We start from the raw sequence: 14,573 nt of genomic DNA, 5'->3' as shown, positions 1-14,573 counted from the left end.
ATTAATCCTCCCCCAGCTTCAGCGCTTGATGAATGCGGATGCGCGTGAGCATGAATCCGAGTATGCCGAGCCCGACCGCCAGCATGAAGAACACCGTCGAATAGAGCCTGATATAATCCAAGCGCGCGAAGATGACTTCGAAGGGCGGGACCAGCGTGCTAGGGTTGAACGCAATCTGGAAATGAGGCACGTAGAGACGCGCCGTCAGATTGCCGACGACGACGCCGATCACGACGGCGACGCCCGACGTCAGCAGCTGCTCCACGGCGAGCATGCCGGCCATCTGCCGGACGGACAGGCCGAGCGCGCGCATGACCCCGTTCTGAAGCGCGCGGCTGCGGAGCGACAGCACCCAGTACAGCATGAAGCCGACGAAGCTGACGAGGATCGATAAAATGAAGCCCAGCGTCAGGATGCCGTTAAGCGCGAGCAGGAACGGATCGTTTTTCGCTTCGATGAGGTCCGTCTGCGCGTTGCGCACGGAGGTGATCGCGATCGGGCTGTCCTCCAGCGCTTGATACAATTCGGCGGACTTAAAGCCGGGCTTCATCTTCAGCCACACCTCGTAAGGCTCGAGCCCGAGCTGGAACTGGATGCGGGACAAATGGCCGACGATGAGCATCGGCGCGTTCGCCTGCGCGTCCGCGTCGCCGGCGGTGACGGTTCCGGTCGGCGGGAGCGGGTTGAACGTCGGGAAGTAATCGATCGTGCCGTAAACGGTAAACGGCCGCTGCTGGACGTTGTCCCATCCGATCCATATCGTATCGCCAGGCTTCACCTTCATCTGCCGGGCGAGCGAGGCCGAGACGAGCACCGCCTTGGAGTCGCCGGCGATCAGATTCAGATATTCGTAAAACGGATGCGGGAGCAGGCTGTTCTTGAACCAGGCCGCGCGGCCGAAGTCGTCGGTGTCGACGCCGATCAGCGTCGCCTTGCCAGAACTGCTCGCCGTCTCGCCGTCGCCGGCCGCGCTGAAGCCGACCGATTTCCGGAACACTTTGGCCGCTTGCTCCACGCCGGGCAGCTTCGTGTAGGGATCGAAGGACGGCTCCACATAGTGGATGACGCGGGACCCCGTCGCCGGCGCTTGCTCGGAAGCCGGGGCCCCTGGCGCAGGGGGCGGGGGCTTGTCGTTCGGCCACTCGGCCGTCACGACGATGTCCGATCCGGCCGAATAGCGAATGCGATCGGCCGTATTCTCATTGATCGTACGGGCGGCGCTCGCGCCGAACAAGCCCGTGGCGATCGTCAGGATAAGGAATACCATCAGGAATTGATATTGGCTGTTCGAGCGGCCGACCTGGATGAGCGTGTAGTAGACGGAAGGACTCCACCACTTGCGGCCGGCCGCGTAGATGAGTCTCAACAGATACGGATACAGCCTGAGCAGCAGGAGACCCCCGCCGAGGATGAACAAGGCCGGCACGATGAATTGGAGCGGATCGATGCGCAGATCGTCCGTGCCCAGCCCGAGACGCTGAATGTCCTGCAGCCTCGAACGGAAGGTATATAGTCCGTATAGGGCGAGCGCAAGCGCGATCAAGTCCAGGTACAGCTTGTGCCAGAGCGGCGTCTTGCCTTGGCGGGCCAACTGCTGCTTGTGGCCCACGATATTCGCTCGCGTCGCCAGCCCGACGGACGCCATCAGCATGAGGAAGGAGACGGCGGCCGCGCACGCGCCGTACCGGTAGGCTTCTGCCGTCAAGCGGACCGGCAGGCCGGCGCGCTGCACGAAGGAAAGGAATCCGCTGGAGGCGCCGAGGACCTTCGTGAGGAGCAGGCCGATCGGCGGTCCCGCGGCGAGTGCCAGCCCGCTCAGCAGCAGGCTTTCGACGGCGAAGGAGAGCAGGATCTGTAAGCGGGACGCGCCTCGGCTGCGGAGCACCGCGATCTCGTTTTTCTGCCGTCCGGCGATCAGATTCGACACCATGAACATATAGAAACCGAGCATGATCAAGACCGGCATATTAAGCGACCACACGAGCTTCTGAACCTGCTTCGCGCGTTCCTGGTAACGCTCGATCGTCTTCTCCGCGGGGAAGCTGAATTCGTTGCGGAATAGCGCGACCCTGCCGTTCGCCGTCGCCTGAATCTGCTTGGCGGCCGCTTCGAACCGGCCGATGCCCGACACCTCCAGCTTGGCGTAGTCGAGCACGATATACCAACCGGCCGTAAACACCGGGACGACGCCCGCCTTCACGAATTCGCGATCGAACAGCCGCTCGTCGACGATGAAGGACTGGGAGAGCGATTCGAACGAAGGATCGCGATAGTACGGATCGTCCTCGCGCAGCGGCTCGATGATGCCGACGGGCTTGATCAGGATTTTGCGGTTCAGCTTGGCGTCGTCGACCTCGAGCACGACGCCGAGCACGGTTCTAAAATTGTTCAGCGCCGCTTCGGTTACGAGCGCTTCGTAGATTCCATCCTTCGCCTCCGTCGAGGGCAGGACGCCGTCCTTCAGGCGAATATGCTGCTGCAGCCCTTCCAGGCTCGTAAACCGGCCGCTTCTGGCTGCGTTTTTTCGCTCTTTTTCGGGCAATCCCTGGCGGAAGACATTAAATCTTTCCGTATTCGACTCCCTGACGATATCGACGATCGGCAGGCCGAACGCGGGGGCGCCTTCCTTTTTAACGAAAGCGTCGAGATCCGATATGATCTGGCCGCGCTGCGCGGTCGTCTGCGCGTCGAACGATACGCGCGACCAGACGGATCCCGAATAGACGCGGGACTTCTGCTGCGCAGTCTGCAGGTCCTTGACCAACATCCGCGAGAGCGTCGCTTCCTTGTAAATCGGCATGCTGCTGACCAGCGCCACGGAGATGAGAATGCCGAGGAAAAGGCTGATCACCAGCCATATGTTCTGTGCCATCTTGCGCAATATCATGACCAACAAAGCCATGGTGCGATCCTCCCGGTGCCCGATTTCTACTGCAATACGACGCTGTCGCCTTCGGACAGACCGGTGACGATCTCGACTTCCGTCGGAGCGGAGATGCCGGGTTCGACGTCGACCTCCCGAAGCTTGCCGTCTTGCAGCACGCGCACGTAGTTCCGGCCCATGCTGGCGCGAAGCCCGCTGCGGGGAATCTTGACGACGCCGTCTTTGTGCTGAAGGATGATTCGGATGTTGACGCTTTGACCGAGCTCGACGCCTTCGGGCAGTTGGGGGACGCTGAAATACAAGGTCGTCGCGTATTTCTCGGCCAGCTGCTTGTTCTGCGTCTGCGGCGCGTTCCCGGGCGTTTGCGACACCTTCGCTTCGAACTTGATCTCTTTGTTGTCCGCGCCGTTATAAGTGACTTCGGCTTTGAGGCCGATCTCGGCTTTGCCGGCTTGCTCGGCGGTGGCGCCCGTCGTCACGAGCTGCATTTTCGTCAAATTCGCGACCCTCACGATGGTCTGGTAGGCGTCTACGTAATCGCCGGGCTGCAGATCCTCCACGAAGACGACCTGGCCGTCGATCTTCGAATAAAGAAGCTTGTTCTCGTATTGCTCGCGCAGGCGGTCGTACTTCATCTGCTCGATATCCCGCTGCAGCGTCGCCACGCGAAGCGCGGACTGGCCGTCCTCGTCCTTTTTGTCCCCGTATTGCTTGTCGGCGGACTTCAGTTCCGCTTTTGCCCGCAAGAGCGCGATTTCCTGCTCCTTCACGCGCAGATCGAGGTCGTCCAGCACGAGCTCGGCGAGCAGGTCGCCCTTTTTGACCATTTGCCCGGACGTGACGTCGATTTTGGAGATGCGTCCGCCCGTACCGGTAAATTGGGCGACGTCGGAGATGAGGGATTCGAACGTTCCGCCCAGTTGAAGCGCGTTTTCGATCGGTCCCTTGACCGCTTTGACCGTTTGGTAGTTCTCGGCGGCCGGCTTGACCAGCGGCGGGGCGAGCGCCTCCTCTTCGCGGGGGAGCAGCGAGCAGCCCGCCAGCGCGCCGCCGAGCACCAAGGCCATGCCCGCTGCGGCCATTCGTCTATACCTGTGAGACAATTTGACCATCCTCCAGTTCGTAAATGTGGTCGACGATCTCCATGATGGCCGGGTCGTGCGTCGTCATCACGATCGACAGGCCGTGCTGCTCGACGAGATCCCTGAACAGCTTGATGATATGGAGGCCGGTCTTCGAATCCAGCTCGGCCGTCGGCTCGTCCGCCAGCAGCAATCGCGGCTTGTGCGCGATCGCCCTCGCGATCGCCGTACGCTGCTGCTCCCCGCCGGAGAGCTCGAAGGGCCGGTGATGCATTCTCGGCTTCAAGCCTACCTGTTCGAGCGCCTGGATCGCCGCTTCCTTCCGGTTCTCCTTGGCGCTCGCGCTAATCCGGAGCACGAACTCTACGTTCTCGTAGGCGGACATGAGCGGGAACAACGCGAACGATTGGAAAATGAGTCCGATCTCTTGGCGCCGCAGCGCGTCCCGCTCGCCGTCGCTCATCCCCGTGACATCCCGGCCGGCGAATTCGATCTTGCCCTCGGTCGGCCGGTCGAGCGCGCCCAGCAGGTTGATCAGCGTCGTCTTGCCCGAGCCCGAACGGCCTTTGAGCACGACAAGCTTGCCGGCCGGGACCGCGAGATCGATTCCCTTCAATACCTCGACGGTCCCCTGACCGCTGTTGAAGGCGCGTTTTAGACCGGAAACGCTTACAATGCTTGCTTCTGTTGGCTGCAAGGAACGCTCCACACCTTTCGCAAAAGCCGTCGCGCCGGACGAATCTAGGATGGGATTCGATTCGACAAGTGTCGGTATCGGCGCCATCTAATGTTGATGATGGCAATATTATACATTGACCGATCGTCGTTCACTATAACCAATCTTCATATCGTCAGGCGTTTTTTTAAGGTTTATAGGCGAGGGGAGCGTTTTTCGCAAAATAAGCAGTACGAACCTAACGTTTTTTGACTATGGTCTGTTGTTTTTGGTCTAGGAAGCGTCCAGCGATTTTTTTAGAATTACAACTATCAGGAAATGAAAGCGCTTTAGAATCGAACCGTTACAAGGCAAGCCATCAGAACCTGCTCCTCCGCCTTTACAACAGGAAGGGAATGATGTTCATGGACGCAAGGGTCGACCGCAAGGGAAAGCGAACGCGCTGGCGCAAGCACGATACCGAGCTGACGCTGCTCGCGCTCCCGACCGCCATCTGGTACGTTCTGTTCTGTTTTTTGCCGATGTTCGGCGTCATTATCGCCTTCAAGGACTTCAGGATCCACGGTAATTTTGTCCACAATGTCTTTAACAGCGCGTGGGTCGGCTTCAAGAACTTCGAATTTCTTTTCAAATCGAACGACGCCTGGATCGTCATTCGCAACACGATCGGTTACAACATCATCTTTATTATTCTGGGCATCGCGGTCCCCGTCACGCTCGCGCTGATGGTCGGACAGCTGCACAGCCGCAAGGCGGCCAAGGTTTATCAGACGATGATGTTCCTGCCTTACTTCCTCTCCTGGGTCGTCGTATCCGCCGTGGTCTGGGCTTTCCTGAGCTATGACAAGGGCATCTTCAACCAATTTTTGTCCGACTTCAGCCGAAGTCCCAAGAACTGGTACATGGAAGCGTCCTACTGGCCCTATTTTCTCGTTTTCATGAATATGTGGAAAGGCCTTGGGTACGGCATGGTCATCTACCTGGCGACGATCACGAGCATGGATTCGACCTATTACGAAGCGGCCGTCATCGACGGCGCGACCAAGTGGCAGCAGACCCGTTATATTACGATTCCCTTGATGAAGTTCGTTATCGTGCTGATGTTCATCCTGGCGGTCGGCCACATTTTTTCCACGGACTTCGGCCTGTTTTTCCAGGTGCCGCGAGATTCCAACTCTCTGTATAACGTGACGACGACGGTAGACGTGCTCGTGTTCAAGCAACTCAAGACCGCGACGGTCGGCATGGCTTCCGCCTCTTCCTTCCTGCAGTCGGTGCTGGGCTGCGCGATGATACTGACCGCGAACTGGGTCGTTCGCAGAGTCGATCCCGATAGCGCGATGATCTAGAGAGGAGGGCATCCACATGTCCACGCAAACGAGCTACGATTCCGGTCTGGAAAAATTCAATCGAATCGGCAGAGGAACGAACCTCGTCTTTCACCTGATCTTTATTCTGTTGGCGCTGCTGTGCCTCATTCCCGTCGTGGTGGTGCTGTCCATCTCGCTGTCCGACGAGTCTTCCATTCGCGAGAGCGGTTACCGCATCCTGCCGACCGTCCTGTCCGGGGATGCCTACAATTATATCGTGAAGCAGGGCTCGATGATGACGCGGGCGCTCGGCGTCTCCGTGCTCGTCACGGCAGCGGGCACGCTGATCGGCGTACTGCTCACCACGTCGATGGGCTACGTGCTGTCGCGTCCGAACTACAAGCTGAACGGACTGCTGACGTGGATCGTGTTTATCCCGATGATTTTTAACGGCGGCCTGGTGTCCAGCTACTACATCAATTCGTCGCTGTTGGGGCTTAAGAACACGATCTGGGCGCTCATTCTGCCGCTCGCGGTGTCGTCCTTTAACGTCATCATTTGCAGAACCTTTTTCAAATCGACGATTCCGGACGGCTTGATCGAATCGGCCGAGATCGACGGCGCCGGACAGTTCCGCATCTACTTCACGATCGTGCTGCCGATCTCGCTGCCCGTCCTGGCGACGATCGGACTCTTCCTCTGCTTCTCGTACTGGAACGACTGGTTCCAGTCGCTGCTCTATATCGACGACCAGAACCTGTATTCGCTGCAGGCGCTGCTGAACAGCCTGATGAGCAACGTCGACGCGCTGGCGAGGAACGCTTCGACGATGGGCGTCAGCTATGCGCAGCTCGTCGCCACGATGCCCAAGGAATCGGCGCGCATGGCGGTCGCGATCATCATCGTCCTGCCGGTCGCGCTGGCCTATCCGTTCTTTCAGAAGTACTTCATATCCGGCCTAACGGTAGGCGCCGTTAAGGGATAAGCCGAAATAAGCCCGGACGTCTCGGGTTTATCATATCAGCCATACAGGTACACGCTTAAATGACATGAGGGAGGAAATAAGATGAAATCATTCATGAAATCCCCGCTCTTAATCGGCGCAGCCGCGTTGGCGATGACCGGCCTGGCCGGGTGCTCCAAATCGGACAACAACAATGGGGCGAACGGCGCGGCAGCCAGCTCGCCGGCAGCTTCCGCGTCATCCACGGCATCCGCGGCATCGAGCGCGCCCGCCACGAAGTCCGGCGATATCCCCACGCTCGTATGGTGGACGATCGGCGGGCAAATACCGGCCAACTACGACAAGGCCATCGAGAAGATCAACGAATACACGGCCGAGAAGATCGGCGTCAAAATCGATCTCCGCGTCGCCGGATGGGGCGAATGGGATACCAAGATCAACACGATCGTCAACTCCGGGGAACCTTTCGACATCATGTTCACGAATAACGGCAAGTACAGCCAGCAGGTCAACATGGGCGCGTTCGCCGACATTACCGACCTCGTGCAGAGCGCGACCCCGGAATTGAACAGCCTGGTGCCGAAGATGGTGTGGGACGGGACCAAGATCGGCGGCAAAATCTATGCGGTGCCGACTTACAAGGATTCGTCCGCGACCCAGTACTGGGTATTCGACGATGCGCTCGTGAAAAAGTACAACATCGATCTCGCCGGCATCAAGACGATGCAGGATCTGGATAAACCGTTCCGAGATATCAAAGCCGGCGAAGGCAAGAGCTACTACCCGCTGTCCTTGACGCAAGGCGAGGGATTCAACGGCTTCTTTAACGCCTACGACGATATGACGCTCGGCTTCGCGCCGATCGGCGTCAAGACCGACGACGCCTCGCGCAAGGTCGTCTCCGTGCTGGAGCAGCCGGATACGATGGCCAACCTGAAGCTGATGCACCAATGGTACCAGGACGGCATCATCAATCCGGACGCGCCGACCAAGATCGAAGCGGATCCGTACCGTCCGTTCTTCAGCGCGCAGGCATTCCCCGGCGCCGAAGTGAACTGGCAGATCAACGCGGGCATCGAGAAATACGACATGGTGCAAATAGCGGGCCCGATCTATACGACCAGCACGATCCAGGGCTCGATGAACGCGATCTCCGCCAACTCGAAGTACAAGGAAGAGGCGCTGAAGTATTTGCAACTGGTCAACACCGACTCCAAGCTGCGCAACATGCTGGCATTCGGCGAAGAGGGCGTCGACTTCGATTATGTCAGCGACAAGGTCGTCGAGCGGAAAACCGATACTTGGCCGCTGGCTGCGTATACGCAAGGCACGTTCTTCAACTTGGCCGTCACCAAGGGCGCGCCGGAAGATCAGTGGGATCAGGTGCGCAAGCTGAACGAAGCCGCGACCTCCTCCACGATCCTCGGATTTGCGCTTGACCTCACCGATCTGGCCACGGAAGTCGCCAACGTGAAATCGGTCTGGAGCAAATACAGCTATGAGCTGGTGACCGGCGCTTCCGATCCGGAGAAGCAAGTGCCGAAAATCGCGGAAGAGCTGCGGAAGGCCGGCATGGATAAGATCATTCAGTCCGCGCAGGCGCAAATCGACGCCTACTTCAAGGCCTAAGTCTAAAAACGGATAAAAAGAGCCCGAACGCGCCTCTCAGGACGTTCGGGTTTTCCGGTCTTGCATCCAGCGGGCACGAGGATTGATTTATCCGAAGCATACGGTATATGGTTAGACTATGACTTCGTCAAAAGTCCGACAGCAAGGGAGCGCCGCATGTTTTCCTTTTTTCAAATCCAAATCTATCGCGGCAAGTTCATTGCGTTTGCGGTTTTTGCGTTTCTAATGGGGCTGGGCTTAAGCGCGCTGGCCACCTACGTGTTGCTGGAGCAATGGCTCGAGAATGCGAAAAGTCAGTCCGCGGACTCCTTTTCCAGGGTGGAGAGCGCCCTTCAGAACGATTCCGAGCGGATCGACGCCTACCTGCAGCGGGTTTACTCCAACAGCGGCCTCGTGGCCGACGTTCGCTATTTTTTGGGCAACAGCGCGGAAGGCTATCTGACGGTCAGGCTCCAGAACAGCCGCTACGACCAGACGCTCGTCTCGTTTCCGGAGGATATGAAGGCTTTTCTCGGCAACGGCGGACAGAATCGCATCGTGCAGGTGAGCCTGCATACCGGGGAACAAGGCAACGTCGTGCGCTTTGGCAGCAGCGGCGGCACGAGCTTCAAGTTCAAGGTGCCGAACACGGACGATCTATTCCGGGAGACGATCCAACGCGGATTCGTCATTCGCAAGCAGCTGCTGGATCCGAACCAAATCTCGCGCCAGCTCGGCGAATTCCGGTTTCTGGTCAGCAGCGACGCGTTGTTCGCGGACGTGCGGAACAATCGGCGGGTCGCATCCGCCGCCGTCAGCAGTGCCGGCGACGTGTATCTCGCCGGCGGCGGGGACCGCGCCGACGCGGATTTGTTCCGCAAGGCCGCGGCGAACCCAAGCGGCCATGGCTTCATTCGCCTGGGCGAACTGGGCCGCGCGTTTTACGTGACCTATCCGTCCAAGGCGTTCAACTATCAATTCGTCAGTATCGTAGATTTGTCCGCGCTCTTTCGGCAGAAGGCCGGCATCCTGCTCATCGTATTCCTGGTGGTGTGGGCGGCCATGGGCAGCATCCTCCTGCTGGCCGCGTACAATCTGCGCGAAGCCGCGGGCTTCCTGCGGCGGATCATCCATTCGATCGAAAGGGTCAAATCCGCCAACTTCACGCCCGTCAGCCCTGCGCGCTACCGGAAAAACGAGTACGGCATGATCGCTGCGGAGCTCGACGATATGACGCTGCAGCTCAATAAGCATATTCAGACGGAATACCTGCTCAAGCTGAAACAGCAGCAAACAGAAATGAAGGCGCTTCAAAACCAGATTAATCCGCATTTTTTGTACAATACGCTGGAAATTATCCGTTCCTCAGCGCTGTCGGGCCGTTCGGACGATACGGCAGAAGCGATCGCGACGCTGGGCGCGCTGTACCGCGAGATCGTCAAAAACGAAAACATCATTCCGCTGGGCAGCGAGCTCGCCTTGCTGCAAAAATATTTGAAGATCATGGAATTCAAATACCCCGACCGTTTTTTTTACCAGCTTAACGTGGACGAATCGCTGCTGTCCCTGCCCACCGTGAAGTTCTGGATGCAGCCGCTCGCGGAGAACTTTTTCGTCCATGGCTTCGATCCGGACCGCGAGTTCAACCTGCTCGTCCTGAACGGCACGGAACGCGCGGACGCGTACGTGCTGGAGATGGTGGACAACGGGACCTCGATCTCCAAGGAACGACTGGCCGAGATCCGCCGGCATCTGTCCCTGAACGAGGATTCGGCCACAGAGAGCATCGGCCTGCGAAACGTGTATACGCGGCTTCATTTTTTTCACGGCAAAGGCTTTGCGATGCAAATCGACAATAACGAGGAAGCCGGCGTCAAGATCACCTTGACCTTTGCGAAGGAGGCGTAATCCATGTATAAGCTTCTGCTCGTGGACGACGAGCCGCAGATTCTGGAGGGCGTCAAGCGAACGCTGGATTGGGAGAAGCTCGGCTTCGCGAGGATCGAGACCAGCGAGACGTACGAGGGCGCGATCGCCAAAGCCGTGGAGTTCGGGCCGGACCTGGCCATCTTCGACGTTTGCATCGGCAAGGAACGCGGTTATAACGCCATCCGCAAGCTGAAGGAAATACGGCTTCCGGCTACCTATATTATGATGAGCGGTTACGAGGAATTCGAATACGCCATGCAGGCGATTCATTGCGGGGCCAAGGACTATCTGCTCAAGCCGATCGAGCGCGCCAAGCTGCAAGCGCTGGTACAGCGGATTATCGTCGAAGATCTGAACGGTACGCTGGCGGGGGCGGAACCGGACGACCGCGACGCGGACCCCATACTCGGCGTGCGATACGACAGCCTGTCCAAGCTGACGAACCGCATTCTGCAGATGGTCAAGGCGGAATACGGCCAAAATCTGAACCTCAAAACGGTGGCGGAACGCTTTCGCATGAACGGAACCTATCTCGGACAGCTCTTTTTGAAAGAAACGCAGATGAAATTTTCGGAGTACCTTATGGCCTACCGAATGTTTCGGGCGCGCGAACGAATTCAGACGACGGACGAGAAAATAGCGACGATCGCCCAGTCCGTCGGCTACGCCAACCTGAATTACTTTTATACGCATTTTAACGCGTACTTTCACAAGTCGCCTTCGGATCTGCGGAGAAAGGAATAGGGCGGCCATGCGATACCGACGAATCCGCGGCTCGATCCTCAAGGCGGCCATGCTTGCCGCGCTGCTGGCGCTGCCGCTGTCCGGCTGCATGTCCGAATCGGCCGCGGGAGATCTGCCGGTTCAAGCGAGCGGCGCCGTCAATCTGATCTACTACACGCTCGGCAATCCGGATCCCGATCTGAAGATGGTCAACGACAAGATCAATGAAGTGACGGCAAAAAAAATCGGGGTCACGATCACCTATATAAAGGTCGGCTGGCAGGAATACAGCGACCGGATCAATACGCTGATCTCGACGGGCACGCCCTTCGACATCGCCTTTGCGACCGACTACGCGAGCTTCGTGCAACGGGGGGCGTGGCTCAAGCTGGACCACTATCTGTCCGGACTCGGCCGGGAGATGTACGACGCGATCGATCCCGTGCTGTGGCAGGGCGTCCGCATGGAGGATGGCGGGATCTACGGGGTGCCGACGAACAAGGAGCTAGCGGTCCGGATGCAGTGGATGTATCCGGAGTCGCTCGTACGGAAGTACGGCATCGATATCGCCAAGTACGGCACGTTGGAATCGCTCGAGCCGCTGCTCGGCATGATCAAGGACAAAGAGCCCGCCTACCAGCCGATGGAGCTGGACAAGGATTCCCAGAACTTCTTCGCGCTGGACGGCTACGAGTACGTGATCGACAAGCCGCTGCCGCTGATGGTCCGTTCGCTGGATCCGAGAGCGCCGGTGGTCAACATCTTCGAGACGCAGGAAGCCAGGCAAGTGCTGGATACGCTCCGCCGCTATTATCTCAAGGGCTACATTAATGAAGATGCGGCCCTCCGGGAGAGCCAGAATCTGAAGCGGGGAGATCTGGTATTCTGGAAGCCGGCAGGGGGCGGTCCGCTCGCGGAGAACAGCTGGAGCAAGGATCGCGGCTACAAGGTCGTCGCCCAACCGGTAACGCTGCCTCTGATCACGACGGAATCCGCGCGCGGCGGGATCATGGCGATCAACGCCAACTCCGCGCATCCGGCCGAGAGCGTCAAGTTCCTGAATTTGCTCAACACGGATCCCGAGCTCCGCAATCTGTTCAATTACGGCATCGAAGGCGTGCACTACACGCTGGACGACAACGGGCAGGTGCTGCTCAAATCTTCACGGGACGGCGGCGATCAAGGCGCGGCGGTCGGCTATGAAGGGGTGCAGTATACGCAGGGCAACTGGTTTATCCTCAAGACGATCGGCGGCGAATATCCGGATCCGCTGGATAAGTGGGACCGGTACCGGGCGGCCAACGCCGAGTACGTCAAATCCAAGCTGTTCGGATTCACGCCGGATCTGGCGGGCATGTCCATTCAGATCGACAACATCCGAACGGTGTGGGAAAAGTACTATCCGGGCCTGATGACGGGCAGCGTGGACGTGGATGCCGTACTGCCCAAGTTCAATGCGGAGCTGAGGCAGGCAGGGCTGGACGAGGTGCGGGCGGAAGTGCAAAGGCAGCTGGATGCCTGGCGCGCACGACATTCGTAGCCGGCAGCCTGCAGGGTAGAAACGCATCAAACGCATCGAAGACCGCCGGCGTCGAGCCAGGCGGTCTTCGTATTTTTCGTATGGCGTCAAGCTTCGATTAACCCTTCACCGCGCCGGCGACGACGCCTTTGACGATGTATTTTTGCAGGAACATGAATACGACGATCGACGGCAGGACGGCCATCACCATGGCGGTCATCGCGTACTGCCAGTCCGACGTGTACTGGCCGACGAACGTGTAGGCCGCGAGCGTCAGCGTCTTGGTCGTCGGCGAGCCGTTGACCATGAGGAGCGGGAGCAGGAAGTCGTTCCAGATCCACATGACGTCGATGATGACGATCGTCGCCGTGACGGACTTGAGCAGCGGGAAGATGATCCGGAAGAACAGCCCGAAGCCGGAAGCCCCGTCGATCATCGCGCTCTCGTCGAGCTCCTTCGGTATGCCTTTGACGAACCCGTGATAGATAAAGACGGCCAGCGGAGCGCCGAAGCCCCAGTACAGCAGGCCGAGTCCCCAAGTGCTGTCGGACAAATGCAGGAACCGCGCGGTCTTGAGCACCGTGAGCATGATCGACTGGAACGGGATGAGCATCGGCATGATGCAAATGAAGTAGACGATGCCGCTCAGTCTCGACTTCGTGCGCGCCAGCTTGTAGGCGGCGATCGAGGAGACGAGGACGATGCCGGCGAGCCCCAGCACGGTGATGATCGTGTTGTTCAAGAACAGGCGCGGATAGTTGATAAACTTCCACACGTACGAGTAGTTGGCGAACGTCCAGTGATGCGGCAGCGCGATGACGTCGGACATGACTTCCTGGAAGCTCTTGAACGAGTTGAAGATCGCCAGGAAGAGCGGGTACAGGAACACGAGGGAGAGGAGGATCATGACGATCTCAAGGGCCCAGCGGGTCGCTTTATTAGAAGCGGACATTAGGCTTCAACCTCCCTGCGCTTGAAGATGGTGAGCTGGATGACGGTGATGATCAGGACGGCGACGAACAGAATGAGCGCCTTGGCGGTGCCGTAGCCGTACAGGTTGTTCGTGAAGGTGTCGCGGTAAATGTCGTAGGCGACGCTGTACGTCGTGCCGCCGGGACCGCCTCCGGTGAGGGAGAGGATGACGTCGAACACTTTGATCGAATTGGTCAGCGCCATGAAGACGGCGATCGTGATCGAAGGCGCGAGCAGCGGCAGCGTCACGCTGAAGAAGCGGCGGACGGGGCCGGCGCCGTCCACGACGGCTGCTTCCTTCAGATCGCCCGGAACGGACTGCAGGCCGGCGATGTATATGACGAGATAAAAGCCGATCGACTGCCAGATCGAGACGAACAGGACGGAGATGAAGGCGAGTCCCGGCTCCCCGAGCCAGCTCATTTTGAAAATATGCCAGCCCGTGCTGTTGCCGAGCGACTCGAAGCCCTGCATGAAGATGAACTTCCAGATGAAGCCGACGATGACGAGGCTGAGAATGTACGGGATGAAAAAGGCTGCCCGCAGCCAGGTCTTCGACTTCAGCTTGGCATCCAGGACGAGCGCCAGCAGAATGGCCAGCACGTTGATGAGCACGATATAGAGCACGGCGTACTTGACCGTGAACCAGGCCGCGTTCGTGAAGTTGGCGTCGCCGGTGAAGATCTGCTTGAAATTGTCCAGGCCGATGAACTTCGGATGCTTGGAGATGCCGTTCCACTTGGTCAGCGAGTAGCGGACGGTCATGACGAACGGAATGTAAAAGGCGACGGCCACGCAGATCAGAACGGGCAGCGTGAATATGCCGAACTCTAGCTTATCGCGCCATTTGCGGTAAAACGAGGCCATAGCGGCACCTCTTTCTCTTGTGGTGTGACGGGTTTAGGC

At 58.7% G+C, this 14,573-nt stretch carries 11 protein-coding genes; 6 read left to right on the top strand and 5 right to left on the bottom strand.

What is annotated here, in order from left to right; all coding sequences use genetic code 11:
- Position 1 precedes the first annotated feature (1 nt).
- Genes BM235_RS26030 through BM235_RS26020 form a run of 3 tightly spaced genes read right to left on the bottom strand, consistent with a single transcriptional unit; the run spans position 2 to position 4,675 of the window.
- Positions 2–2,902 (bottom strand): ABC transporter permease, encoded by a 2,901-nt coding sequence (locus BM235_RS26030; protein WP_090117174.1) that lies wholly within the window; start codon positions 2,900–2,902, stop codon positions 2–4.
- Between the two features lie 26 nt (positions 2,903–2,928).
- Positions 2,929–3,987 (bottom strand): efflux RND transporter periplasmic adaptor subunit, encoded by a 1,059-nt coding sequence (locus BM235_RS26025; RefSeq protein WP_158543785.1) that lies wholly within the window; start codon positions 3,985–3,987, stop codon positions 2,929–2,931.
- Positions 3,971–4,675, bottom strand: a complete 705-nt coding sequence (locus BM235_RS26020) for an ABC transporter ATP-binding protein (RefSeq protein ID WP_369803553.1) — start codon at positions 4,673–4,675, stop codon at positions 3,971–3,973. Before BM235_RS26020 ends, BM235_RS26025 begins: the two co-directional genes overlap by 17 nt.
- Positions 4,676–5,046: 371 nt before the next feature.
- Here BM235_RS26020 and BM235_RS26015 point away from each other — a divergent pair, with 371 nt between their 5' ends.
- The 6 genes from BM235_RS26015 to BM235_RS25990 all read left to right on the top strand — a co-directional run bounded on the left by BM235_RS26015 (position 5,047) and on the right by BM235_RS25990 (position 12,716).
- The gene (locus BM235_RS26015) at positions 5,047–5,991 is read left to right on the top strand and encodes an ABC transporter permease (protein WP_090117320.1); all 945 of its coding nucleotides are present in this window, start codon (positions 5,047–5,049) and stop codon (positions 5,989–5,991) included.
- Between the two features lie 16 nt (positions 5,992–6,007).
- Positions 6,008–6,937, top strand: coding sequence for a carbohydrate ABC transporter permease (locus tag BM235_RS26010; RefSeq protein WP_090117171.1), 930 nt, complete (start codon positions 6,008–6,010; stop codon positions 6,935–6,937).
- Between the two features lie 81 nt (positions 6,938–7,018).
- A complete protein-coding gene (locus tag BM235_RS26005) occupies positions 7,019–8,545 on the top strand; it encodes an ABC transporter substrate-binding protein (RefSeq protein WP_090117170.1) in 1,527 nt (508 codons plus the stop codon).
- Positions 8,546–8,701: 156 nt separating this feature from the next.
- The gene (locus BM235_RS26000; protein WP_090117169.1) at positions 8,702–10,432 is read left to right on the top strand and encodes a sensor histidine kinase; all 1,731 of its coding nucleotides are present in this window, start codon (positions 8,702–8,704) and stop codon (positions 10,430–10,432) included.
- Positions 10,433–10,435: 3 nt separating this feature from the next.
- A complete protein-coding gene (locus BM235_RS25995; protein WP_090117168.1) occupies positions 10,436–11,197 on the top strand; it encodes a response regulator transcription factor in 762 nt (253 codons plus the stop codon).
- 7 nt (positions 11,198–11,204) lie between these two features.
- Positions 11,205–12,716 (top strand): ABC transporter substrate-binding protein, encoded by a 1,512-nt coding sequence (locus BM235_RS25990; RefSeq protein ID WP_090117167.1) that lies wholly within the window; start codon positions 11,205–11,207, stop codon positions 12,714–12,716.
- 97 nt (positions 12,717–12,813) lie between these two features.
- Here the strand turns inward: BM235_RS25990 and BM235_RS25985 are convergent, their stop codons facing one another.
- The gene (locus BM235_RS25985) at positions 12,814–13,647 is read right to left on the bottom strand and encodes a carbohydrate ABC transporter permease (RefSeq protein ID WP_090117166.1); all 834 of its coding nucleotides are present in this window, start codon (positions 13,645–13,647) and stop codon (positions 12,814–12,816) included.
- Positions 13,647–14,534, bottom strand: coding sequence for a carbohydrate ABC transporter permease (locus tag BM235_RS25980; RefSeq protein ID WP_090117165.1), 888 nt, complete (start codon positions 14,532–14,534; stop codon positions 13,647–13,649). The genes BM235_RS25985 and BM235_RS25980 overlap by 1 nt, the downstream gene beginning before the upstream one ends.
- Positions 14,535–14,573 lie beyond the last annotated feature (39 nt).

It is taken from the genome of Cohnella sp. OV330, assembly GCF_900112065.1.
GTDB lineage: Bacteria > Bacillota > Bacilli > Paenibacillales > Paenibacillaceae > Cohnella.
This window is presented reverse-complemented; position numbering and strand designations above follow the sequence as displayed.

Coding starts and splice junctions, on each gene's coding strand:
- BM235_RS26030 (WP_090117174.1), bottom strand. CDS start 2,902: ATGGCTTTGTTGGTCATGATATTGCGCAAGATGGCACAGAACATATGG.
- BM235_RS26015 (WP_090117320.1), top strand. CDS start 5,047: ATGGACGCAAGGGTCGACCGCAAGGGAAAGCGAACGCGCTGGCGCAAG.
- BM235_RS26010 (WP_090117171.1), top strand. CDS start 6,008: ATGTCCACGCAAACGAGCTACGATTCCGGTCTGGAAAAATTCAATCGA.
- BM235_RS26005 (WP_090117170.1), top strand. CDS start 7,019: ATGAAATCATTCATGAAATCCCCGCTCTTAATCGGCGCAGCCGCGTTG.
- BM235_RS26000 (WP_090117169.1), top strand. CDS start 8,702: ATGTTTTCCTTTTTTCAAATCCAAATCTATCGCGGCAAGTTCATTGCG.
- BM235_RS25995 (WP_090117168.1), top strand. CDS start 10,436: ATGTATAAGCTTCTGCTCGTGGACGACGAGCCGCAGATTCTGGAGGGC.
- BM235_RS25990 (WP_090117167.1), top strand. CDS start 11,205: ATGCGATACCGACGAATCCGCGGCTCGATCCTCAAGGCGGCCATGCTT.
- BM235_RS25985 (WP_090117166.1), bottom strand. CDS start 13,647: ATGTCCGCTTCTAATAAAGCGACCCGCTGGGCCCTTGAGATCGTCATG.
- BM235_RS25980 (WP_090117165.1), bottom strand. CDS start 14,534: ATGGCCTCGTTTTACCGCAAATGGCGCGATAAGCTAGAGTTCGGCATA.